General features: G+C 48.1%; 14 protein-coding genes, 2 tRNA genes and 5 pseudogenes. 7 read left to right on the top strand and 14 right to left on the bottom strand.

Going from position 1 to position 24,892, the window contains the following annotated elements; genetic code table 11:
- Window positions 1–136: 136 nt before the first annotated feature.
- Window positions 137–209: transfer RNA gene (locus RQN30_RS09020), tRNA-Lys, on the bottom strand.
- A gap of 486 nt (window positions 210–695) precedes the next feature.
- Here RQN30_RS09020 and RQN30_RS09015 point away from each other — a divergent pair.
- Window positions 696–1,472 (top strand): CDP-alcohol phosphatidyltransferase family protein, encoded by a 777-nt coding sequence (locus tag RQN30_RS09015; RefSeq protein ID WP_353060184.1) that lies wholly within the window; start codon window positions 696–698, stop codon window positions 1,470–1,472.
- 523 nt (window positions 1,473–1,995) lie between these two features.
- Here RQN30_RS09015 and RQN30_RS09010 read toward each other — a convergent pair.
- Together RQN30_RS09010 and RQN30_RS09005 are read right to left on the bottom strand one after the other, a co-directional pair.
- Window positions 1,996–2,124, bottom strand: coding sequence for a hypothetical protein (locus RQN30_RS09010; protein WP_353060183.1), 129 nt, complete (start codon window positions 2,122–2,124; stop codon window positions 1,996–1,998).
- Between the two features lie 401 nt (window positions 2,125–2,525).
- Window positions 2,526–3,176, bottom strand: a complete 651-nt coding sequence (locus tag RQN30_RS09005) for a hypothetical protein (protein WP_353060182.1) — start codon at window positions 3,174–3,176, stop codon at window positions 2,526–2,528.
- Window positions 3,177–3,523: 347 nt separating this feature from the next.
- Here RQN30_RS09005 and murJ point away from each other — a divergent pair.
- From murJ to RQN30_RS08985, 4 genes and pseudogenes are all read left to right on the top strand, one after another.
- A pseudogene (murJ, locus tag RQN30_RS09000) lies at window positions 3,524–5,349 on the top strand (murein biosynthesis integral membrane protein MurJ).
- Between the two features lie 172 nt (window positions 5,350–5,521).
- On the top strand, window positions 5,522–5,959 hold the full coding sequence (locus tag RQN30_RS08995) for a phage holin family protein (RefSeq protein WP_353060181.1): 438 nt from the start codon (window positions 5,522–5,524) through the stop codon (window positions 5,957–5,959).
- Complete coding sequence (locus RQN30_RS08990; RefSeq protein WP_353060180.1) at window positions 5,956–6,336, top strand: DUF3618 domain-containing protein; 381 nt, start codon at window positions 5,956–5,958, stop codon at window positions 6,334–6,336. Before RQN30_RS08995 ends, RQN30_RS08990 begins: the two co-directional genes overlap by 4 nt.
- A gap of 251 nt (window positions 6,337–6,587) precedes the next feature.
- Window positions 6,588–6,839 (top strand): DUF3073 domain-containing protein, encoded by a 252-nt coding sequence (locus RQN30_RS08985; protein ID WP_353061827.1) that lies wholly within the window; start codon window positions 6,588–6,590, stop codon window positions 6,837–6,839.
- Window positions 6,840–7,112: 273 nt separating this feature from the next.
- Here RQN30_RS08985 and RQN30_RS08980 read toward each other — a convergent pair whose 3' ends face one another.
- The 4 genes and pseudogenes from RQN30_RS08980 to RQN30_RS08965 all read right to left on the bottom strand — a co-directional run bounded on the left by RQN30_RS08980 (window position 7,113) and on the right by RQN30_RS08965 (window position 12,227).
- Entirely contained in the window at window positions 7,113–7,463 is a 351-nt protein-coding gene (locus RQN30_RS08980) for a sterol carrier family protein (protein WP_353060179.1), read from the bottom strand.
- Window positions 7,464–7,750: 287 nt separating this feature from the next.
- A pseudogene (gene gdhA / locus RQN30_RS08975) lies at window positions 7,751–9,087 on the bottom strand (NADP-specific glutamate dehydrogenase).
- A 119-nt stretch (window positions 9,088–9,206) separates the two neighbouring features.
- Window positions 9,207–10,039 (bottom strand): annotated as a pseudogene (locus RQN30_RS08970) (phosphoribosylaminoimidazolesuccinocarboxamide synthase).
- Window positions 10,040–10,370: 331 nt separating this feature from the next.
- Window positions 10,371–12,227: a phosphoenolpyruvate carboxykinase (GTP) gene (locus tag RQN30_RS08965; protein ID WP_353060178.1), complete on the bottom strand. Its 1,857-nt coding sequence runs from the start codon at window positions 12,225–12,227 to the stop codon at window positions 10,371–10,373.
- Window positions 12,228–12,639: 412 nt separating this feature from the next.
- Here RQN30_RS08965 and RQN30_RS08960 point away from each other — a divergent pair, with 412 nt between their 5' ends.
- Window positions 12,640–13,782, top strand: a complete 1,143-nt coding sequence (locus tag RQN30_RS08960) for a hypothetical protein (RefSeq protein ID WP_353060177.1) — start codon at window positions 12,640–12,642, stop codon at window positions 13,780–13,782.
- Between the two features lie 601 nt (window positions 13,783–14,383).
- Here RQN30_RS08960 and groL read toward each other — a convergent pair.
- From groL to RQN30_RS08945, 3 genes are all read right to left on the bottom strand, one after another.
- Window positions 14,384–16,006 (bottom strand): chaperonin GroEL, encoded by a 1,623-nt coding sequence (groL, locus tag RQN30_RS08955; RefSeq protein ID WP_353061826.1) that lies wholly within the window; start codon window positions 16,004–16,006, stop codon window positions 14,384–14,386.
- 275 nt (window positions 16,007–16,281) lie between these two features.
- Window positions 16,282–16,980 carry a LytR C-terminal domain-containing protein gene (locus tag RQN30_RS08950; RefSeq protein ID WP_353060176.1) on the bottom strand — a complete coding sequence of 233 codons (699 nt, stop codon included), beginning with the start codon at window positions 16,978–16,980 and terminating at the stop codon, window positions 16,282–16,284.
- Between the two features lie 14 nt (window positions 16,981–16,994).
- Complete coding sequence (locus tag RQN30_RS08945; protein WP_353060175.1) at window positions 16,995–17,369, bottom strand: DUF3263 domain-containing protein; 375 nt, start codon at window positions 17,367–17,369, stop codon at window positions 16,995–16,997.
- A gap of 264 nt (window positions 17,370–17,633) precedes the next feature.
- On the opposite strand from RQN30_RS08945, the gene RQN30_RS08940 reads away from it, so the two are divergent.
- Window positions 17,634–18,431: a uracil-DNA glycosylase gene (locus RQN30_RS08940; RefSeq protein WP_353060174.1), complete on the top strand. Its 798-nt coding sequence runs from the start codon at window positions 17,634–17,636 to the stop codon at window positions 18,429–18,431.
- 109 nt (window positions 18,432–18,540) lie between these two features.
- Here RQN30_RS08940 and RQN30_RS08935 read toward each other — a convergent pair.
- From RQN30_RS08935 to RQN30_RS08920, 4 genes and pseudogenes are all read right to left on the bottom strand, one after another.
- A pseudogene (locus RQN30_RS08935) lies at window positions 18,541–19,894 on the bottom strand (alanine/glycine:cation symporter family protein).
- A gap of 197 nt (window positions 19,895–20,091) precedes the next feature.
- Window positions 20,092–20,486, bottom strand: a pseudogene (locus RQN30_RS08930) (YbaN family protein).
- A gap of 344 nt (window positions 20,487–20,830) precedes the next feature.
- Complete coding sequence (locus RQN30_RS08925; protein ID WP_353060173.1) at window positions 20,831–24,442, bottom strand: beta-N-acetylglucosaminidase domain-containing protein; 3,612 nt, start codon at window positions 24,440–24,442, stop codon at window positions 20,831–20,833.
- 366 nt (window positions 24,443–24,808) lie between these two features.
- Window positions 24,809–24,880 (bottom strand) — tRNA-Thr (locus tag RQN30_RS08920).
- Window positions 24,881–24,892 lie beyond the last annotated feature (12 nt).

Genomic DNA, 24,892 nt, shown 5'->3' with positions numbered 1-24,892 from the left:
CCATCCGAAGAAATACCAGCTTCATTGCACTAACGCGAAGAAAAACCCGGAAAATCCCAAACCTGCGTTCCGCCCGAAAATGAAAAACAATATCCCTGCTGAACATTTCACCAGTTCAACAGGGATATTTACTCTGTGGGCCCCGTGGGACTCGAACCCACAACCTACGGATTAAAAGTCCGCAGCTCTGCCAATTGAGCTAGAGGCCCAATGCAAGAAATCTGGAAAAGATTTCCGCAAATATCGATTACTTAGGATAGTTTAATACCAGTTTGCCAATAATGGAAATCGAAACTGCATAAAAATTAGCAACGTAAAACACATCACTGCAAAAATAACCACACGGAGCATAATCCCGCACTTAAACCTCGAAACGAACCCGCAGCCGGTCTTGCACCTAAAACTCAAAATTCAAAATTCAAAACTCATTGTGCCGAAAATTTGCAGCATAAAACACAGCCGGCCATCAGCGAAACAGAACCCAGAACGCCTCACCATCTCTCAAGATCCGTAAAATCCTCACACCAAATCCTCATACCGCCCCTGCAAAAATCCCGCTGCTAAACTAAAAATCACCCGCAGAAAATTCCCCACTGCAAAATCCGCCGCCGAAAATCTTCCTCCAGAGAAAAATACCGAATAAAAGCGCTCACAGAACTACATTCCGGCAACGATCCTCACGTAGGATATCTACTATGGCTAATGACGAAATGACCAACCAGTGTTCCACGAAAACGAATCCAGTGAAGCGGTATTCAAAACTCAGCATCATCAAAGCTTGGGGTGTTCATGCATTCACCCTGTCAGGGCTCTTTTTCGCATGTCTCGCAGTGCTCGCAATGGGAGACGGCGAGTTTAAATGGATGTGGCTCTGGCTTGGTATCGCAATGATTGTTGACGCTGTCGACGGCACAATGGCACGCAAAGCTTGCGTTCAGGAAGTTGTCCCGTGGTTCGACGGCGGAATTGTCGATATCGCTGTCGACTATCTCACCTGGACATTCATCCCGGCAGTATTCATGTATCTTGCTCTCCCGCTGGGCCCAAAACCAGTAGCAATGGTGATGATGATTACTGTGGTTGTTTCTTCAATGTTCTGTTACGCAAATAAAAACTGGAAATCCACTGATTACTATTTCGTTGGTTTTCCCGCAGCTTGGAATATTGTGGCAGCAATTCTGTGGGTGCTGAAGTTTAATGCCGTCGTAAACGTGAGTGTGGTGATTGTACTGGCGATTCTCACGCTTGTGCCGACCTACTACACACACCCATTCCGCGTGAAGAAGTATATGGCGATTAATATTGCTGCCGTTATTGCCTGGATAATTTCAATGGGGACGATGATTGCAATTTTCCCGAACACTTCGCTGCCGGCCGCTATTGTTTTCTGGGTTACCGGCATATGGTTTATGGCGACGGGTGTAATCCGCACTATTGCTAATCGCCCTGATAAAGAATCGGCAGCGAACTAGCACAAACGTAAAATACGCCGCCGCTACCGGTGAAATTATCCGAATTCGCTGCGCAGTTCGCTGTTTAATTCGCTGTTTGATTAAACACGCGCTTCGTATTTTGTTTTTTGCGTATAGGGCGTGCAGGTGTCCGGTGCGGCGTGCGGCAGTTCTTGTTTTTCTGGAAAGTGTTTTTAAAAGTATTTTTAATGCGCTGCATTGTCTTGTTCTAGTTTCATTCCGGCTTGTGCCCCTCCCTGCTCAGGGTTGGTTGGTTAGGTTTAGCGGAATGTGCCAGGCTGGCGCGTGTTTCCTGGTTTGTTAATCCAGTAAATCTTCCCGGTTTGCTAATCCGGCGGATATTTCCCAGTTCGCTAACCCAGCAGATATTTCCCAAGAATAAAAACTGGTTTTTGATTCGCTGCTGTATTGATAATAAGACTTCCCGTAAGCCGATATTCGCGGCATAATTATTAATGCGGGTGCCCTTTTAATTGGGCCGATTATCCGGGTCCAAACGATTTTTGCACAGCGGTCAGGCTTTTTATGCAAAAATACCGCTTTCCGCCCAAACAACACCAACACCAACACCAACACCAACACCAACACCAACACCAACACCAACACCAACACCAACACCAACACCAACAAAATATGCGGAACCATTAAACAAATAGTTTTCAGAAAACCGGATTATGCAAGAGAAACATCACAGGCAGGAAAACAAACAGCGTAACCCGGATAAAACGCAGCATTACCGAACTCACACACCAAAGCCGCACACAAAAAGCCGCACATCAAAGCCAGATAGCTAATAAGGCACCGTCTGCGCCGCGAAAACACAGATATCAGCCGAATAAATCAGCACCGGAAAGTTAAAACATATCAGCCGCGAAGTCGGCGCTTGTTTTCTGCAGCACTGCTTTCACTTCACGGTCACGCTGCCAACGATAAAATTCAATCAATACCGCCCCGGCAATCATTGCGCCCACTATCACATTCACAAAAACGGATAGTGCCGCCCATGCATCCAGAAGTAAACATACGGCAACATGAATGTGAAAATTGTAACTATTAAACCAACACTCCGCCGGATCCAGGTTTTACCGCGAAAAATTTCAATAATTCCCCAAGTGTACGGAACCGCCGAAATAACATCGATCCCCAGAGAACCCACACATTTCCTTGAAAATGCGGCACAAAAACTACCGGTAAAGCCCGCAGGGATGAGTAAATAAAAACCACTGCATATGCGATAAACGTCGGAGAATACATTAGCCGATGCAATATCGGACGGGTAATAATATCTACCTCGACGGCACAAAGAAGCGCATAATTCGCTGAAGAGACAGTTTTCGAATCAATACCTTCAAGCTGCTTGCGGACCCATGCAACCTCCTCCGCGCTCCCCTGAACCAGCTTTCTGAGCAGTTTCGACGGATTAATTACCACTGGGACTACCTCACGCACGTCGCCGTAACGACGCAAAGTTCCATGCTCCGGAGCACACACTTCGCCAGCTGCTACGACAACATCAGCACCGAAGCGGTTCTGGATTTGCTTTAGCTGGTTCACATCAATCAGATCAAGCCAAAGAACTACTCGCCGTTCAATCGACTGCCGCAACTCTGAACCGAGCAAATTTCCCGAATCACTATTCAAGTCACCTCGGAATCCGCTTATCGCATTCACATCCCAGACACGTGAGGCAGTTAAGGAACCCACACGATCTATATTCGCTTCTCGGGCAACGATAACGGGATCAAAACTGACTTGATGGGCAAGTGGAATTTCAGTAACTGAATAAAGAGAAAACACTATTCCAGAGTGCCATATATCCCGCATATTTGGCTAATACTTTAGTTTGAATCTTTGAATTTCCCGAAACTGCGCCCAAAATGTGAATCCTGCAGCTATTCAAGCTAGGCTTTCGCTGTATGTATTTATAACTACTATTTGTTTCGCTTTTGCATCGCTGGAGTGAGAACCGGCAAACTGATTCTCATGCACCGCCGCATATGCAATGATGGAAGTTTGATTTCAAACAAAATCGGAACTATAAAAGGATTCGAATGGCTAAGAAAGATACTTCGGAGAAAAATTCTTCGAACACTGCACGTGATATTGATTCTTCTGCACCGCCGCAGAAATCGCCGCGGAAGCCATCTCAGAAGCCGCCGCAGGAGCAGCCGCAGAGTTCTGCTCGGAAATCACGCAAATCCGGAATATCAACGTCACTCGCAAAATCCTCGCTGCTAATGGCATCAGGAACTTTCGTTTCACGAATTCTCGGCATGGTCCGTTCCCCGATTCTGATTACAATGATTTTGGGCCTTAACTCCCCTATCGCTTCCAGCTTCGATATTGCAAACCAGCTTCCGAATATTGTCTTCAACATTCTCGCCGGCGGATTGATTAATGCGGTACTGGTGCCGTCGATTGTGCAAGCTGCTGCGCGGAATAAAGAAGACGACCTTGGTTTTATCAACAAACTCATCACAATCAGCATCGTGATTCTCGCAGCTATCACCGCGATACTCACATTCCTTGCACCAATCGTAGTGAAGATTTTTGCTTCGACACTCAGTGCGCAATGGTATGAGCTGACGGTGATTTTCGCTTTCTGGTGTATTCCGCAAATCTTTTTTACGGGCTTTATGCGGTGCTTGGGCAAGTGCTTAATGCGCGTGAAAAGTTCGGCCCTTATATGTGGGCACCCGTCGTAAATAATATCGCAGCAATTATTGGATTCCTTTTCCTGCTTGCCGTCTTTGGTTCGCCGACGCCGGCGCAAACTCAGGATATTACCGCATGGCAAGGGATTCGCTCTACACTCTTAGTCATTTTTTCAACAGCCGGTGTTGCCGCACAAGCCTTGGTGCTTTTTATACCGCTGCATAAAGCCGGAATTCGTTACCGTCCAGATTTTAAATGGCGCGGAGTTGGGCTTGGCACTGCCGGACGAAACTCATTCTGGGTGCTCCTGACAACTTTCGTCGGCACAATTCCAGTAGTTGTGATTTCGAATATTAACGCTGCCGCTTTTGAACGCGGAATCGCAGCAGGAATCGACGCCACGAAAGTAGCGGGAAATGCGGCTTATACAGTCGCCGGTTCACTCTACGGGCTTCCGATATCCCTAATCGCCTTATCAATTACGACAGCAACTTTCACAAAAGTCTCACGTGCAGCGGCAGCTAAGAATTACCGCAATGTGCGCATTATTTCAGCTCAGACAGCAAATACGCTCGGAATATTCAATTTCTTGGCTGTTACTTTAATGATTGTACTTTCGTATCCGTTGGCACGAATTTTTGTTCCAAACGGCACGATGAATGAAATCGATTCGCTTGGCAGAGTGCTTGCAGTAACAGCTTTCGCAGTAATCCCCGGCGGAGCAATCCTCGCCTTTAAAAATATCTGTTATGCATTTAATGCCACTCAAGGCACTTTCTTTATGCTTCTTCCGGCGCAAATAATCAATACCTGCGGCGCGCTGCTCTGCTTGGGGCTTCCGCCGCAATATACGCTGATTGGAATCCAGACAGTATTTATTATCGCGAATTCTACCAGTCTTTTGCTGCTTGCCTGGTATTCGCGCAGACTCATTGGGCGAATTGGCGGCTGGTATATTCTGCGTACCTACCTGCAGCTATCAGTTGTTGCCGCAATCAGCACAATTATTGGGCTTGTGACGATGCACTTTATTGGCATCGTAAAAATTTCAGCAAATATCGGGATTGCGATCCTTACTATTTTGATTACTTCAGTCATTATTTCGCTGGTTTACATTATTCTCTGTAAAATCTGCAGAATTTCACAGATTGACCAAATGATTGCGGCATTTAAACGGTTAGCTGGAAAAGTATTCTCACGCAGTCTCGCACATCGAGGTTGAAAAAATAATTGCAGATAGATTCTTTTCCGCTTTCATTTTGCTGTCCGCGGCTTTTGCCGTTTTCGTCTTTCACAATTTTCCCGTTATAAAAATCAGAAATTTACTATCTGGGTAGAACGTTATTGCAAACCTAAGTAGAGTTGGTTTTAATAGACGTTTTAAGGAGTTTATTGTGACCACTAATGATCACTTAAATGAAGTAAAGGGCACTGAGTCCAAACTCGGCTCAGGGGCAACATCAATTGGCGAACTTATCGCAAAGATTACGGCGCAGCTTTCAGCAATCGTCCGTAATGAAATTAAGTTTGCAGTGCTGCAAGGCAAGGCCAAGATTACCAAACTTGGAGCTGGCGGAGCGCTATTCGCACTTGCCGGGATACTGTGTCTTTACCTGCTTGGCGGGCTGCTGCTGACCGCAGTCCATGCTTTTGCTTTAATTCTGCCAATGTGGCTTGCATATCTGATTGTTTCGGGAATTCTTCTCTTTATCATAATTATTCTCATCATTGTTGGTGTGTCATTATTCAAGTCTTCTGCAAAACATAACCCAAATCCAAAACACGGTTTTGAAAAGGACTTGGCTGCAGTGAAGAAAGGAATCGGCAAGTGAACGATAAGATGCAAACTTTTAAAGCAAAAGAAGCCGAAGAGATTGCGAAAGCACGTCTGGCAGCGCAAATGAAGCGTCCCGCCGATTATGACATTGACCCTGAAGATAACCGCAGCGTGTCAGAAGTTGAAGCAGATCTTGCACGTCTACGTCTTGAATTGACTGCAACTGTAGATGAACTCGCTTCTCGTCTTGATCCGAAAGTTCTCAGTGAAGAATTCAAGGAGAAAGCAAAACACCGTGCAGCGAATTTTGGGATTAAGGCAAAGGAATTTGGCGATGCTTTAATCAACGCAGATCCGAAAGCGTTAAAGAAAGCCGGCATAGCTCTCGCAGGTTTGCTGGCACTAGTTTTACTGCGCAAACTCGGAAAATAAATATTCTTTTCACTTCACTAACCAATATTCACCAGTAATTAATAGTCGATATTAGTTTTTCACCATGTCTATCGGCTATTGTTAAGCGATTCAGAGACTTTCTTGAATCGCTCTTGGCGAAAGTATAGGGATTTAATTGCCGAGCTACGTGGAAAGCGCGCGCAATTCAAGGTATCCTATTCTCACGGAAGTAATAAATGGTCACGGGCTGCTTTTCAGTCCGATTCGAGAAACAAGAGGGGGTCGACCCGATGGGGCGCGGCCGTCAACGAGCAAAACAACGCAAAGTTGCACGTGATTTGAAGTACTTCAGCCCTGATACTGATTACGCCGCACTTGAACGCGAGCTAGCAGGTCATGGCAGTGGTGCGAACTCAGATTACGGAAATTACAATCAGTACGATTCTGACGAAGATTACGATGCATATGCTGAGTATGCAGCAAAGTATGATATCGACGACGACGATGAATCCGAAACGGACGATTCTTGGGAATCAAGATAAGATTCGCCAGCGGATTTAGAAGATTAAAATCTGGTGTTGGCAGGTAAATTGTGAAATGCACTTTACCTGCCAACACCAGATTTCGTTTATATTTTCGCTAATAAGTACCAGCAGGCACACTGAGAACCGCAGTGCTTGCATTGGCGTGCCGCACAGCACTTGCATCCTTACTGTTTCGGTTGCTGAATTTCCGCTGCGGTCAAAGAGACGTTTGCCCGGATTTGGGTGAAAATTTTGCCGGCACCTGCAGCAAGCTGCGTAAGAACAATATCTCTAGCACACTTGCGATAACGGCAGATATGGGGAAAGATCCGCACGAGTTCCTGAGTAACTGATTTTGCTTGCATCCGAAGCTTTCCCGGTCAAAACGAGATTTAACCAAGTTCTGCCATCCATTTCCACCACGTTCGGCGGTGTCCCGCGGCGATGATGTAAACCTTGAATCGCCTGCACTGCGCCAATCCACGGAATCCGAATTTCGACGGCGCCGCCTGGATGACGGGCAGCAAATTCTTCCAGTGCGTATCGGACTGCCGTTTTAAAATCTTTATCTGATAGTTCATTTCCAAAAGAAAAATTCCGAAGTGCTGCTCTGCCTAATTCGATATCTGTTCTTCTAATCATGAAAGTATTCTATCTTGTGCTGCGGATTTAAATGAGCGTAGTTTTCCGCAGCCCCTGAATTCAGCTAAGTGCTTTGGATCAGAATCTCTATCGGAGTATTTATCGGAATATTTATCGGAATATTTATCGGAATCTCTATCCGAGCCGAAAGATAAAAAGCGGCGGAAGGTAATGCAACTATCAGTTGAGTTACCTTCCGCCGCCGCGCATTATTTCCCAGATATTTCACGGCAGATTAAATCTTTCGCAGCGGCGAAAAGAAACCGCCGGAAATTTATCATGTTTGCTTAGATTACACCTTGGTCCAGCATTGCGTCGGCGACCTTCTTGAAACCAGCCACGTTTGCACCAACCATGTAGTCTCCCGGTTTGCCCATCTCTTCTGCAGTCTCAAGGCAGTTGCGATGAATATCGAGCATGATTGCGTCGAGCTTATTTGCGACTGTGTCAAAATCCCAGCGCCGGAGCATTGCGTTCTGCTGCATTTCAAGTGCCGAGGTACCGACACCGCCAGCATTAGCTGCCTTACCAGGAGCGTAGAGAATCCCAGACTGCTGTGCAACTTCAATTGCGCCTGGGGTGAGCGGCATATTTGCCCCTCTGCAATCAGTTTTACGCCATTTTCACGCATTGCCTGTACATCTGAAGCATCAACTTCATTTTGGGTTGCACACGGAAGTGCGAGATCGGCAGGAATACTCCAAACAGTTTGTCCTGCACGGAACTCGGCATTTGGACGGCGCTGTGCATAATCAGATACGCGGCCGCGTTCAACTTCTTTCACCTGCTTCAACAGTTCAACGTCAATGCCGTCGGGATCATAAACAGCACCGGAGGAATCAGAAATTGAGATTGGTTTTGCTCCGAGCTTTTGCGCGCGTTCAATTGCGTAAGTTGCCACGTTGCCGGAACCGGAAACAACTACTTTCTTTCCGTCGAACGAATCACCTTTTTCGGCAAGCATTGCCTGCGCGAACGCAACAAGACCGTAACCTGTAGCTTCGGTGCGGGCAAGTGATCCGCCCCAGCCAAGACCTTTACCGGTAATAACACCGGCCTCATTTCGATTTGTCAGGCGCTTATACTGCCCGTAGAGATAGCCGATTTCACGGCCGCCCACACCGATATCGCCAGCCGGCACATCGCAGTCTGCGCCGATATGGCGTGAAAGCTCCATCATAAAGGCTTGGCAGAAACGCATTACCTCGTTATCCGACTTGCCGTGCGGGTCAAAATCGGATCCGCCTTTTCCGCCGCCAATTCCCTGGTCAGTAAGCGCATTCTTGAAAATTTGCTCGAAGCCAAGGAACTTAATCACGGAAAGCGTAACCGACGGGTGGAACCGCAAGCCGCCCTTATACGGCCCAAGTGCCGAATTAAATTGCACCCGGTAGCCGCGATTCACTCGCACCGCATTGTTATCATCCTGCCATGCTACACGGAACATCAGCTGCCGTTCAGGTTCAATAATGCGGGCGAGAATTGAAGCGTCAGCGTAATCTTTCCGGGCGAGAAGCAACGGCTCTACGCTTTCGATAACTTCACGGACAGCCTGCTGAAATTCAGGTTGGGTCGGATTGCGGCGAAGCGATTCTTCGTAGATTTCTTCAAGTCTGTAATCCATTTTTGTACCTCCGATATCGGACTAATATTTCACTGCTAATAGTAAAGGAAACTTAAAGAGAATCTTTGCGGTGACCATTTTTGGAAACCTGCCGGCTGCAGTAATTTAAGACAGATATTTTACAGTTTAACGCCGGTAATACTCTCTACGGCGCGCAGATAGCGTTTCTGCGTCTCTGCAATAATATCTGCCGGCAACGGCGGCGGAGTGGTGTTTAACGACGGATTCCAGCCGCTTCCGTCACGCACTAACCAAGTGCTGATTAAATCTTTATCCAGACCGAGAGATTTCTTACCGGGTTGATAGTCGGCAGCGAACCAGTAATGCGAATTATCCGGAGTGAGAACTTCGTCACCGAGCACGACGGATTCTTCGCCGGCATCCGAAGGTTCACCAAATTCAAGCTTCGTATCGGCAAGAATCAGCCCGTGCTTTTTCGCCACGTCTGCACCATGCCGGTAAATGTCGAAAGCGTATTGCCGCATTGCTTCCGCATTATCTGCGCCAACCAATTCGACAAGTGCACTGAAAGAAATATTCTCGTCATGGCTGCCGATACGCGCCTTTCTTGCAGGGAAAAAATCGGCTCCGGGAGTTTATCGGAAAGTTTCATCCCGGCAGCAAGTTTATTTCCGCCCACTGCTCCTGTTTCAGCGTATTCCTCCCATGCGCTTCCAGAAAGATATCCCAGCACAGTACATTCGACCGGATACATTTTTAGCCGTGCAGTGAGCATCGCATGCCCGAATACTTCGTCCGGAACTTCACTGGAAATGTAATGATGCGGCACTAATCCTGAAAGCTGCCGAAACCACCATTCACTCAGAAACGTCAGGTATTCACCTTTTCCTGGAATTTGATTTTGCAGCACATAATCGTAAGCGGAGATTCGATCAGAAGCAACCATCAATACAATCTCACGGCCGTAAGGCGATTGATAGGTTGTAGGCACAAAAAGGTCGCGGACCTTACCTGAATACACGTGGGTCCAGCCTGGGATTTGCAATATTCCGTGGTTAATTAGTCTACTCCCGCCTAAATCGTGCAGTGTGTATCAACACGAGAAACTGCTCTGCATTGCCGAATACTAACTGGCAACTAATTTGATTGTAATCACTTTGCGGTAAGTTTTCCTAGGTGTTTTACATCTCGAATATATTGGAATGCGGGAGTTAGATAAATATTCTAACTCCCGCATTCCAAGCGAAAAGCCGGTGAGCAGTTATTCAACCAATAAATTATGGAATCGAACAGCTGCCCGCAGCTAACTCACTTAGCTGCATTTACTTTGCTTCAGCAATCCGAGCCTTGAGCTTCTCAAGCTCTGCAGCAATTTCTGCTGGAAGCTTGTCGCCGAACTGCTTGAAGTATTCTTCAGAATCTGCTGCTTCAGCGGACCATGCTGCCGGATCGATGGTGTACATCTTCTTCCAGTCTTCTTCGGTCACATCCACGCCTTCAAGATTGAAATCTTCAAACTTCGGGTAACGGCCGGTTACACCGTCGATAGCTTCAACTTCTCCTGCACAGCGACGCACTACCCAGTCAAGCACACGGGAGTTCTCGCCATAACCCGGCCAGAGCCACTTGCCGTCTTCGTCCTTACGGAACCAGTTCACCTGGAAGACCTTCGGGAACTTCTCGCCAAGCTTTTCGCCCATTTCGAGCCAGTGGCCCCAGTAGTCAGCCATATTGTATCCGCAGAACGGGAGCATTGCGAATGGGTCGTGGCGGAGAGAACCAACTGAACCTTCAGCTGCTGCGGTCTGCTCGGAAGCGACCGTTGCACCGACGAATACGCCGTGCTTCTGATCGTAAGATTCTGCTACCAGCGGCACATTCGATGCACGGCGGCCGCCGAAAAGAATTGCGTCGACCGGAACGCCTTGCGGAGCTTCCCAGTCAGGGCAGATGATTGGGCACTGTGCTGCCGGAGCAGTGAAGCGGGAATTCGGGTGAGCTGCCTTCTTACCGGCTTCAGAGTCAGCCTTGGTAAAGTCGTTACCCTGCCAGTCGATAAGGTGCTCTGGCTGTTCGCCGTCGATACCTTCCCACCAAACATCGCCGTCATCGGTGAGTGCAACGTTTGTGAAGACAACGTTTTCTTTCATCGATTCCATCGCCATCGGGTTGGTGTCATATGAGGTTCCTGGAGCTACTCCGAAGAAGCCTGCTTCTGGGTTGATTGCATAAAGACGGCCATCTGGACCTGGACGCATCCAAGCGATATCGTCACCAACGGTCTCCACCTTGTATCCTTCGATGGTCGGCTGGAGCATAGCGAGGTTGGTCTTACCGCATGCAGACGGGAATGCAGCAGTTACATGGTACTGCTTGCCGGACTTTTCATCGGTGAGACGCAGGATGAGCATGTGTTCAGCCATCCAGCCATCGCGGCGTGCCATCGTGGAAGCGATACGCAGTGCGTAACACTTCTTGCCGAGGAGTGCATTTCCGCCGTAACCGGAACCGAAAGACCAAATTTCGTTGGTCTCCGGGAAGTGGGTGATGTACTTTTCGTCATTGCACGGCCATGCAACATCAGCTTCACCTTCAGCAAGCGGAGCGCCTACCGAGTGAACTGCCGGCACCCATGGCTTACCTTCACCAATGAGCTTCAGTGCACCTTCACCCATGCGGGTCATAATGCGCATGTTAACGACAACGTATGGGGAGTCAGTCAGTTCAATACCGAGCTGCGAGATTGGACCGCCAAGCGGACCCATTGAGAATGGGATAACGTACATTCTCCGGCCAGCCATTGCGCCGCGGAATACACCCTTTTCACCAATCAGGGTTTCTTTCATTTCTTTCGGATCTGCCCAGTTGTTGGTTGGGCCGGTATCTTCTTCCTTTTCAGAGCAGATGTAAGTACGGGATTCCACGCGAGCCACATCGGACGGAAGAGAACGCGCCAAGAAAGAGTTCGGACGCTTTTCCGGGCTGAGCCGTGTAAACATCCCCGATTCAACCATTTCGCCTGTTAAGCGATCCCATTCTTCCTGGGAACCATCTGCCCAGTAAATATCTTTTGGCTGGGTGAGATTAGCAATCTCGGTTACCCATTCAACTAAATCAGCTGGTGCGATTGACGGAGCACCCGCACGCACTTCTTCGACGGTGAACGTCTTTTCTGCCATCGCATTTCCTCCTAGAAATTTGGCGACGTGTTTCTGGAATTGTTCCGAAAACAATTATGCTACTTTGAACTGCAAAATAATGGGACTATTGACTTCGAAAATCGCTGTTTCCTCGGGATTAATAACGTTAACGGAACTTTCCGTGAGGCACACCACCTAGACTTTAGACAAACTTTCAAATATTATGCCATCATTTTGCACGTCCGTGCTCTCATTATCGCAAACTTCTGATACGGCAACAGCTCGAAAGCAAGATTTTCACTAAGAAAGAACTCTTTTCGCAGAAGAAGTCTGTTAGCATGAATTCAACTGGAGCGGATTTGAAAGGCGCTGATTTTCAAATAAAACCGTCGCCCTGCTCCCCGTTTAAATCACAATTAAACTTACCGAACTCAGTTAAGGTCTGAACAGTATGGAAACATCACAGAGATTTAAAAAGTTCCTTGTTTTCCTTTTTCCAGCGCTGCTGCTGCTCACAGCATGTGAAGTTGAGGGAATTATGGAAATTAAACCCGGCGGCAAGGTTGCAATGGAAATACATCTTGCCGACGACACAGGAATGATGCAGCAGATGGGATTAAGCTGCCAGGGACTCACCGAACAGGCCGGGATTGATACCGCAATCAATGACGAAAACGGCACACTCACGGTTAAAGATAACTCCGCCGATGGAGAACTGGACTGTTTAATTACTGCAAATTCTTCACATCCCATCATCGATGGAAAAAATTTGGTTGAGACAGACGACACATACATCTTTTATCTCAACGGAGATAAAACCAGTTTCGTTGACGAAGACCAGTTAGGTTTACTCGGACTTGTTGATTTTGATTTTTCTTTTACCGTAAAAATGCCCGGCAAAATTATTAGTGCCGACGGTGCAGAAATATCCGGAAACACGGCGCGATTTACAAAATTTACCGCACTTCTCAAAGGCGTGAAAGTGGAAGGATTGAAATCTCCTGATAAAACCGCCGGAGCTGCTCCGGATAATGGTTCCGCTCTTGGATTCAAATCCGGCCCCGATAACCAGGGAACAGGAAGTACCATTTTGCATACTATTGCCGTCACAGCGATAGCAATTCTTGTGTTAGCAGCAGCACTGATTATTTTCTTAATGCTGCGGAATAAGCGGAAAAAGACAAGAAAACTTCCGGCGGCAGTCCATATTCTGCCGATAATTCTTACTTTGCTCCTTACGGCGGCGCTCATGGGAACCCGCATAGCAATCCTTACGGTGATTATTACGGCAGCGCTCCGAAAAATGATATGCCTAACGGTTCGCCCAACAATAGCGAGTATTCAGCGAATAGTTATTCCGGGAATGCATTCCAGCAGAATAACCAATATGACCATGCGCAAACATCGGGATATCAGCCGCAGCATCCGCAAACAGCATGGCAAAGTCAGGGCAGCTTTCCGCCGGCACCGCAGCAAAGGTCAGCAGGAGAGTTCTTTTCGGCGCCAAGCACCGGCACCCCGTTTACTCCTCCCAGAAAATCCGATACTGCTCCTGCATCCCCACCAGATTCAGACAACCCAGAAGCCGATATGAAATAGCGGCATTGGAAAAGTAAACACGAATTAAAAGTTCCGGTAAACACTAGAGCCATGATTCGGCCAGACACTAAAGCCATGATTCGGCCAGGTCGAGCAAGCACTCAATCTAGCCTGATCATGGCTTCTGTGCACTTTGTTTATGCCGCGGGTATCGGTTTCGGTTTACGTAGCCGGCGGCAGAATCTGCTTCGGGTAACGTAACTGGTGGCGAAATGTGCTTATGAGTCAACGTAAGTGATGGCGAAATTTGTATTTTTAAACGTAAGCGGTGGCGAAATGGATGGTTTTGATTAACGACGGGAAAGCCGTCGTTAGTGCGAGCCTGCGACCTGCGGAAACGTGAGCAGTTTCGAAGATGAAAACCGCAGCCCGAGTTCTTGCCGCCGCTTACGTAACGAAAACAAGTTCCCGCCGCCAGTAACGAAATCTAGTTCTTACCGCCGCTCACGCAGTGTTTGTATCTCCGTCGTTAATTTACGCAGCAAAACCACGAAAGCAATATTGGAATATAGAAAAATAATATTCAGGGGCGGATCAAATATTAGAAATCCGCCCCTGAATATTTGTGTTATAACAAATTATCGACTTGAAATGGCTTAGTACATTCCGCCCATATCGTCGCCGCCAGCTGCCGGAGCTGCCGGAGGTTCTGGCTTGTCAACCACAACTGCCTCAGTGGTGAGGAAGAGTCCGGCAATAGAAGCTGCATTCTGCAGTGCCGAACGGGTCACTTTCACTGGATCATTCACACCTGCTGCAAGCAAATCTTCATATTCCCCGGTTGCTGCATTCAGACCGTGACCAGAAGGAAGCGCACGCACCTTTTCAGCCACTACTCCGCCTTCAAGCCCTGCATTCTCTGCAATCTGCTTTAGCGGCGCAGACACTGCTACACGCACAATATTTGCGCCGGTAGCTTCGTCGCCGTCAAGATCAAGCTTTTCAAATGCCGAGTCGGCTGCCTGAATTAGCGCCACGCCGCCGCCGGCAACAATACCTTCTTCGACGGCTGCCTTTGCGTTGCGTACAGCGTCTTCAATTCGATGCTTGCGTTCTTTCAGCTCAGTCTCGGTAGCAGCACCAGACTTGATTACGGCAACGCCGCCTGCAAGCTTTGCCAGACGCTCTTGCAGCTTCTCGCGATCGTAATCAGAAGTGCTCTTTTCAATCTGCGACTTAATCGTAGCCACACGTGCAGCAATATCTTCCGCAGCACCTGCACCCTCCACAATAGTGGTGGAATCCTTGGTGAGCACAACCTTGCGTGCCTGACCAAGCAGATCGATATCAGCGGTCTCAAGTTTCAAGCCGACGGTTTCAGAAATTACCTGACCGCCAGTAAGAATTGCCATATCTTGCAAGGTTTCCTTGCGGCGATCACCGAAACCTGGAGCTTTCACTGCAGCAGACTTGAAAGTGCCGCGAATCTTGTTTACCACGAGGGTTGCAAGTGCTTCGCCTTCTACATCTTCGGCGATAATTACGAGCGGCTTACCGGTCTGCATTACTTTTTCAAGAAGCGGAAGAAGTTCTTTCACATTTGAAATCTTGGACTCGACAAGAAGCACGTATGCATCTTCAAGTACTGCTTCCTGACGTTCAGCATCAGTAACAAAGTATGGGGAAAGGTAGCCTTTATCGAAAGACATACCTTCGGTTAACTCAAGTTCAGTCCCGAAAGTGTTGGACTCTTCTACGGTCACAACGCCTTCCTTACCGACCTTATCAAGAGCTTCCGCAATCAATTCACCAATTTCACGGTCTCCCGCAGAGATTGCTGCCGTATCAGCGATTTCAGCCTTAGTTTCAACTTCTTTCGCATTCTCAAGCAGCTGCTTTGCCACTGCTTCTACTGCAAGATCAATCCCGCGGCGAAGTGCGATTGGGTTTGCTCCTGCCACAACGTTGCGCAGACCTTCCTTTACGAGTGCTTGCGCAAGCACGGTCGCAGTGGTGGTGCCGTCGCCGGCAACATCGTCAGTCTTCTTTGCAACTTCTTTTACGAGCTCTGCACCAATCTTTTCGAATGGTTCTTCAAGATCGATTTCTTTTGCGATTGAAACGCCATCGTTGGTGATTGTAGGTGAACCCCACTTTTTCTCAAGCACCACATTCCGGCCTTTCGGACCGAGGGTAACTTTTACAACGTTTGCGAGGGTATCGAGACCGCGCTCCATCCCGCGACGTGCTTCTTCATCAAATGCAATCAGCTTGCTCATGCCTGTTTCTTTCCTCCTGTTGGAGTTTCGATATTTTGCCGATGCCCGCGACGGACGGCTTCCTTGAAAGCGTTCACATCTCGCTTCCGCACAAACCTCATCGACGAAAACTTTCACTCACCTAACGCGAGTGCTAATTAGATTTTGGCACTCTAACGGCGCGAGTGCAAGATAAGTATTCATCCATTAAAAAGTTTTCACTGCAAGCTAAGAACCGGCGCGCTATATTTGCATTATCCCGCCGCTGAACACATTATCGGCAGCGGGAGAAAAATTTACCGCGACTTCAAAACAACAACGATTGTTCCCGCCCGGACCATATTCGCATTCTCAACAGCCGCCGCAATCCCCAGACTTGCCGCAACTTTCTTTGCAGTATCCGCGAGCGCTGCGTCTCCATAGTAGACCGTAGACCGTTGAATTCCCGGACCGGTGTAATTCGACGCGCTCACTTTTGTGAATCCCGCATTGCGCAGCAACTGTGTTTTCTCTCGGGCAAGACCGCTAATATTTGTTGCGTTAAGTACCGAGAGCGGTGTATTTAACGCGATTACCGGTTCCGGTGCCGGTTTCGGTTCGGGAGAAGGCACAGTTTTCTCTTTTTCTTTTTCAGATTGCGCGCCGGCAGCGGTTTTTGAATCTTCTGTATCTTCTGAATTGACCGCGGCTTTCGAATCAGCCTTCTGATCCGTGCCGGTATCACCGGCTGTGTTTTGCTCTTTATCCGCAGTATCGGACTTTACACGATCCGACTTTCCCTTTTGAGCTTGCGAAATAGTTTCCTGCGCAACTTCACTGTGTGAAAGCCATTCGCCGGCAAGCACGCCGGCAACCGGAGCCAAAACGGCGATTAAAATAACCGCAATCAACCAGCCGTATTTTTTCCGACGCACACGATGGGCGCCATAGGTCTGGCGCTGTTTTGCGAGTTCGTCAAATTCGTCTGTTTCATAATGATTTTGAATATCTGCCACAGGCTCAGCTTACCCTAGTTTTCGTTTTCTGAACGTATTTGACGCTCTTCTAATCTGTTATCACGAAGATTTTTGAGTCTGCCTGCAAGCGGCGGATCAAGTTTCCAAAATTCTGGCGAGTCAAGTAAAACACCGAGAATGAGATAATACCGCGCTTCGGAAAACCCCAGGACTTTCGCGATCGCATCAGCGCGGGTGGGGGCAATTTTCCACCACCCCCGCTCGATTTCCAAAATTTTCTCCTGCAAATCAGGCAATTCATTCTGCGCTGAATTCGTTTGACTTGCTTGCGGTATTTTCCGATTCGCAGGTTCAGGCTGCGCTTCCAGCTCCATTTGCGCTTCTAACTCAATTTCTGCTTCCAGCTCTGCTTTCTCACGATTTCCCATTACCGCTTAATCTCCCTGTATTATCTGCCGACTTCGCTTCGATTCTGCCGCTGTTCTTTTCACTCATTTGTTGAACATACCGTTTACACATACTTATGTAAACTGCGTTCCTGCTGTACACGCTGCACTCTCACTGTCCCTGCTGTATCTGCTCTAATACCGTGTTCGCTCCAAAAGATTCTGCTTCTCCCTAATACAAATTAGTACAAATTAATTCAGATTCTCCCCGCAGTATTCCAACTGAAATTAGCTAGAATTAAAAACATGAAAGATGAAAATTTCCCCCAAACCGGAAATTCCGCTCTAACCGGGAAGAATCTGCAAAATCACGACGGCGCCAATATTGACAATACCTGCCGCAGCATCAATAGTACTCAACGCTCAGATACTGCCGGATCATTAGACAAAATAATGGCTCCGGACTGGGCAAAAGCACTTTCACCTATCGCACCGAAAATTCATCAAATGGGAGACTTTCTGCGGCAGGAACTGGGATTAGGCAGAACATACCTGCCGTCGGGAGAAAATGTTTTCCACGCTTTCAAATATCCGCTTGCAAATGTGCGTGTGCTTATCGTCGGGCAAGACCCATACCCGACGCCCGGACACCCAATTGGGCTATCTTTTTCTGTCGCCCGCAATGTTCATCCGCTCCCGCGTTCACTGAATAATATTTACAGCGAGCTTTTCAGCGATCTCGGGATTCAAATTCCGCAGCATGGAGATCTCACCGCATGGTGTGAAAATGGTGTGATGCTTTTGAATCGAGTTCTCACAGTCCGTCCGGGAGCGCCGGCTTCACATCGCGGCAAAGGATGGGAAGAAATTACCGAATACGCGATTAAAGCATTAGTTGCCCGGCAAAAACCGTTAGTCGCGATACTCTGGGGGCGGCAGGCACAAGAACTTACACCGCTGCTGGAAAATACTCCCATCATCGCTTCGGCACATCCATCGCCGTTATCCGCAAACCGCGGATTCTTTGGTTCAAAACCATTCTCCCGAGCAAACACCCTGCTTGCAGCGCAAGGTGCAGCCCCAATCAACTGGCAGCTGCACTGAATAATTTCGGTTCAAAAGTTTTGCTGCGCGCTTTTGATCCGCGGCCTTAATTCGCATAACTTCCGCCCATCGCAGTATTTGCCGTCGCGAATCAGTAATTAGTTTGCAATTACTCCCAAACTCCGGTTGTTAATCCGCCTGGCAGCTGCAGATTTTTCGCGATGAACTTCGGTTCTTCCACCCCGCGCTTTAATTGTTTCTCATAGTCCTGCAGCGCAGCTATTCCCCACTTCGAAAGCGCAATCAACGCAGCAAGATTCATAATCGTCATTACTGCCATTGCAATATCTACCGTCGCCCACACCACATTTAATGACACCAGCGCGCCCATCACGACGGATGTAATTGACACTACCCGAATTACCCAAGGTCCGATCTTCGACGGGGTAACAAAGCAGAGGTTCACTTCCGAATAAACATATGCAGCGATAATTGAGGAGAAAGCCAGTACAAAAATCATTACCGCCATCGGCACGATTGTCCAATCACCAAGTGAATGTGCGATTGCAAGCGTGGTGAGATTTGCCGGATTTACCCCCGCCGCAGTCCAAACTTCCGGACCTGCAACGAGAATTACAAACGCCGTCGCTGTACAGATAATCACCGTGTCAACAAACACGCCAAGCGACTGAATCAGCCCCTGAGATACCGGGTGGTTCACCGTCGCTGTCGCCGCAGCATTCGGAGCAGTACCTTGACCGGCTTCATTCGAGAAAAGACCGCGTTTTGTACCGTTGATGATTGCGGCGAGAATTCCGCCGCTCATCCCGCCGACCAGAGGTTCAGGAGCAAAAGCAGAATGGAAAATAGTGCCGATAACATGCGGAAACTCGCCGATATTAATTATCACAATAACGAATGCGAGCACAATATAAATTAATGCCATTACCGGAGCCATAATTTCAGTTACCCGGGCCACGGAGCGGATCCCGCCGAGAATCACCGGCGCCGAGAAAGCAAAAAGAATTGCCGCGGTGATCCCCGGATTCGTGTTTACTGAAGACGCTAACGTTTCCGCAATCGCATTCGACTGCACTCCAGTAATCACCACACCGCAAGTAATCACAGTGATCAGGGAAAAATCACGGCAAGCGGTTTTGCCTGCAAACCGAGTGAAATATAGTATGCCGGGCCGCCGCGGAAAGTGCCGTCGTTCGCACGTACTTTGAAAATCTGGGCCAGCACCGCCTCAAAAATGCTGTCGCCATGCCCATAAGCGCCACAATCCACATCCAGAAAATAGCTCCCGGGCCGCCCATCAGCAGTGCCGCCGCCACACCAAAAACATTCCCAATGCCGACACGTGCAGCAAGTGAAATACAGAATGCTTGGAAAGAGGAAATCCCGCCATTTGCTCCGGAACGCGATCCAAGCACAGTCTTTACCATATGTTTAAAGAAACGAATCTGCACAAATCTCGTACGCCAAGTTAGATAGAGACCCGTCCCGATTAAAATCCACATTGTCCCATAGAGCGTGATGATATCAGCGACACCCGTAATTGCCGCTGCTAAATCGTTAGCGCCCATATATTCTCCAATCTTGTCCCCGTATTATCAGCCGCTGTGCCGTTTTCCGCTCCTGCAGCTGCAGTCTCATTATTGCTTCACTCATTAGCTGCGCAAGCTGAAGCAAGCTGGAAATATGAGAAACGCGCTTTTCAAAAATCAGCCGCGGTTTTCGAATTATCTTTCTGCTGCAGCTGACGGCAATCCCGATTCGGGCTCCCAAGCGAAATCAGGTGAATTGTCACACCGGTACCGATTACCGCCAGCAAAACAACCACGATTGGCCGAAAACCTGAAAGCCATGCTCCAAGGCCCATTCCTGCCCACATCAGGAGAATTGTTGAAGTTTTACTCCCCGTAGTCATTTCATGGTTTTGATAGTCCCGCAAATATTGTCCGAAAATCCGATGATTTAACACGTAGTTATGCCATTTTACAGAGGAACGTGCAAAGCAAAAACACAGAGCAGCAGAAACGGCGTGGTTGGAAGCAGCGGCAAAACTACACCGAGACCTGCTAACCCGAGCGCAATAAACCCGCAAATCATGAAAAAATTCGCATGTGCCGCTTAAACTTTCTGCTCATAAATAGTTTTCATGCAAAATTACCTGTTCAGAAATCGCGATTTTAACGCGAAAAACTGTTTGCAGTGTAACCCAGTATTGAGAATAGATTCAAATACTGGCGACGCACCGTCACAAAATTGCGAATATTTTTCCAAAAACAGTTCGAAAAATTGCGTCTGTTTCCTGATTACTGCAAAGATTTGCGCACTCACCGCATCCAGCGGATCTAAAACCGGAAAAACAGGGAATTGGTCAGCTTCGTATTAATTTCGAGCTAACCAATTCCCCGAGTTTGATTCAGTTATGATTTCTTATCTGCAACAGATTAGATATCACGACGGCGTGAAATAAGCGAGATTCCCGTCGCACCAAGGAATCCTGCCATCACGAGCAGACCAAGCACTCCAGCGCCGGTCTTTGCTAAACCGCTGCCGGTATTCTTATCCGAATCAGCCTTTGACTGATCAAGAGCAGGCTGAGATGGCTGTGTTTGATCTGACTTTGCAGTTACTTGCACCTCTTGCCGCAGCTCAATCTTCTTCCCAGCAACAACTGCACTCGCCACGATTGTGTGCTTACCAGCAGACACATTCGGCATTACCGTGTCCAGAACTGCCGCACCATCATCCGCAGCACGTACTGTGCCAAGCAAAATTGGGTCAGAATGCAGAGTGAAAGTAACTTCTGTTCCTGCCGGGAACGGTTTCGCAATCAAATGCATCTTTTCTCCGACGGACACGGAAGCAGAAGCGCCGGTACCGTTCACTGCCAAACTATATTCCGCAGACTGCGGTTCTTCACCTGGCACTTCGCCCGGATTAGGAGTTTCAATCTGCTTAAACACTGCAGTGTACTTTGCATCCGCATTTCCCACAGTCACTTTGAATACTGCGTCCTGTGAAACTGCTTTTCCGCTGGCGTCTGCCCAATTTACAAATTCGAAACCGGCATTTGCTTTCGCAGTTAAAGTAACTTCCGTACCAGTTGGCTGCGCACCCGCAGGAGATACCGAAACCTTTCCATGAGCAGGCACAGCAGCAACTGCAGTAACCGTAAAGCTCGGTTTTGGTTCTGGATTATCGGCACCTGGTTCAGGCGTTGGAGCGTCTGCTGCTGCATAAGCACGGAATTCACCAATCTGCCACCAAATCGGGTACTGTGCTGCCGGTTTAATCCGCACCGCTTTTGCGGTCACAGCTTTAAATTTAAACTCCTGCTTTGCATCGCCAGTTACATCTGCCAGCTTGTTCCAGTTATCAGATCCATCTGCAGAATATTCGAGCACACCGCTGCTGATTTTGTCTTTTGGTCCTTGAACGAAAAGTACCGTGTCGATTTCTGTGGGCTGATTAAACGTCAGAACTACCGGGTTATTGGCATTTACATAATCACCGCCGGAGTTATGAATCCAATAGAGCGTGCTCTCGTCTCCATCTTGTGCATTTGCTGCAACATTATTCCCATAAACGGCGGTACCAACAGAGCTGATTGTACCGGGAACAGCCGGCACTGGCTTCTTTGGATTGATTGCAATTTCCGCAATCGTCGGCCACGCATCACGTGAATTATTTGCGGTTGCAATTAGCCGCACGCCATGCACGTTCTTCACAGTGAGGTCATATGCTTCTACTTTCGAACCGGTGAGATTGTCTTGCCCCTCTACATCAATCCAAGCTTTACCGTCGAAAACTTGAATCTTTGCATGTTCAATGAAATCTTTCCCGTTCGGGGCGCCCTGAACGAACTTTACTGATGTTAAATCGAACGGCTTGCTCTTCAACAGACCAAAGTAGGTATCCTTGGTGATCTTATTTGGCGATTTGTAAATCAGTTTTGTCGCTTCAGATCCGTCATATGCAGCAGTTACCGGAGTTCCGCCGTCCGGAGCATCGGAACGCGAAGTGATATAAGCGGTCATATCTGCTTCCGGTCCGGCAGCAAGAACTACCTTTTCTGCGAGCTTATTTGCAAGTACGTCAACCATCGGCATCAAATACATTTTCCCGACTTTTGCGTACTCCATATGATCGACATAGCTAAACTTATGCTTGCCGTAAGCATCCATCGCAGCTTTCGCTGCATTGTACTCAGCAACCATAGTCTTGGCGTCATCGGTAAGCGACGCTTTATAAGACTTCAGGAAGTGATCCGCAGCGGAAGTTAAATCTCCCCATGCTCCAATCCATGGTTCAATCTGGGTAAACGTCCGCGGTGTACCAGGATTTGCACGGTAAGTCTTTGCATCTTGTGCCAGGCCGGCAAAAATCTCAGCAATTGCATCAGTTTCTTCAGCTGTTGCGGTACCTGCAGCAGCCTTTGTCTGGAAGCTAACTACCTTATCTTTTACGGAAGCAGATTCAGCATTTTCAAACACAACTCCGCCGCCGAAAATCCGCCGCATATGTTCTGAGAGGTTCCGCAAAGCTTTTGAAGCTGCAGTTGCTGCCGGCGAATTATGGTCGACGTACGAGAAAGAATCTTCCCAAGCTTTGTCAGCGTGATTCGCAGACTTCCAGAGATTCCACGTAAAATCAGCATTCATAAAGATTGCATGCTTGCTCGGCTCCGACTGCTGCATTGGATTCAGCACTACACCTTCAACAGATCCCGGCTTCACATCTGCACCGAGGAACGAGTTATGCCCGCCCATATGCAGCGCGTCTTTATCGTTGTCTGAACACGGCCAGTTAATCCACATGAACGGGGAACGGTTTCCAGAATTGCGTTGGAAACGGGTAACGAAATTGTTATCGACCTTACCCCAGACCCGGCCGCCGGTATTAACTACTTGCACATTTTCCGGCAGAGTCTTATACCAAGATTCGCCGTTCCCATAGTACGCAACCGGGCAGAAAATCAAAGTTGTTTTCAAACCGGGATACTTTGGCGTGCCGTCGGTTTTCTTCTCAGCCTGCTTTTCTTTCAGCCATGCAGTCATGTCTTCCAGCATTTTCGCGTAATGTGCCGGACCTTGGTTGTGCGCATCGTCGGCGAGAATTGCAATCTGGCGTACGCCGTGATCCATTACCTGCGTAAACTTTTTCTTCATAATCGCAGTGGATTCATTATAGTTGCCGGAGGTAATCGGAGTATGCATATACGGATGCAATGCGTAAACAAAACGCACTTTCGAATCATTTCCCGCCTTTGCAAGCGGAGCAATCTTGCTCTTTAACTCTTCCTCGGTGTAGAGTTCGCGCCATTTCGCGTTGTGCTTCGGATCATCTTTCGGAGCATAAACATAGGCATTCAGCTTCTGGTATCCGCCCCAGCGCATTAGCTCTACCCGATCTTCAGTGCTCCATGGCTCGCCGTAGTAGCCCTCAATGAAACCGCGGGTAATTACGTCGGCATAATCCTGGATAGTGAGAACCCGAATATCGGAACCAGACATCTGTTGGAAAATCCGATACAGCGTAGTCAAACCGTAGAAGGCAGAATCCGTATCCTTACCGAGAACCACGATGGTGTTTGCACGCGCGCTATCTCCCGGAACTGCAGCGAGCAGGTAAGCATCGTTATGGTTTTTACCGGTGAAAAGATCATCCGCAAGCCGCAGACCCGCTGTGGTCTTCAGCGTTTTCACATACTTATCAACCGCTTTATCGGATCCATTGATTCCGACGAGGATTTGCGTCTTCCCAACTTCCTCTGTTGCCGCGTTCGATGCTTCTTTCGTAATGTTCTTCAGTTTGAGTACTTCATCAAGCCGGGCTTTTGTTTCGGCATCGATTCCATCTTCCACCACGACATTCGCTTTGGCGCCAAGCGTGAAACTGCCATCGCCGTACGAAATCTGCTGCGGTGTTGGGTACAGCTGATATGCGACCTCTGCTGCAGAAGCACCCATCGGCAGCAAAAATGCGCCAAAAACAAGCGCAATCATCGTAGCTATGCTAAAACCGCGATGAGGTGAGAATAATTTCTGTGATTTCATTAAATACCCCTATTTTCTTCCTCATTGAAGGGTGACTTCCCAATTTTACCGAAAATTAACAAATACGTATAGGACTTTCGTTAAGTGAATAAAACTTTTATCTTATCCGCCGCTTTCAAAATCCTGCTATTTTGGAAAGTACCGAAACATTGTTAGTTTACAATCTTGCCTGAATCTTTGATTCCCTAACTCTTTTAAGGAAAAGTTTTCACGCACTGTTACCGCAGATGAGCGTTTCCGATAGTTTTACCCGCAATATCAAGTTCAACGCAGGCAGCCGACAGGCATTCAAAAACAGGAAAAGGCACAGTGACCCGATAAGGCGGAACACAGAATCTGCCGGCTTTGCAGCTGCGCTAATAGCGGAGCCCCTGTCAGACTCGAACTGACGACCTTCGCTTTACAAGAGCGGCGCTCTACCAACTGAGCTAAGGAGGCATTGCTATAATT

The organism is Arcanobacterium hippocoleae, assembly GCF_040360365.1.
GTDB lineage: Bacteria > Actinomycetota > Actinomycetes > Actinomycetales > Actinomycetaceae > Arcanobacterium_A > Arcanobacterium_A hippocoleae_A.
This window is presented reverse-complemented; position numbering and strand designations above follow the sequence as displayed.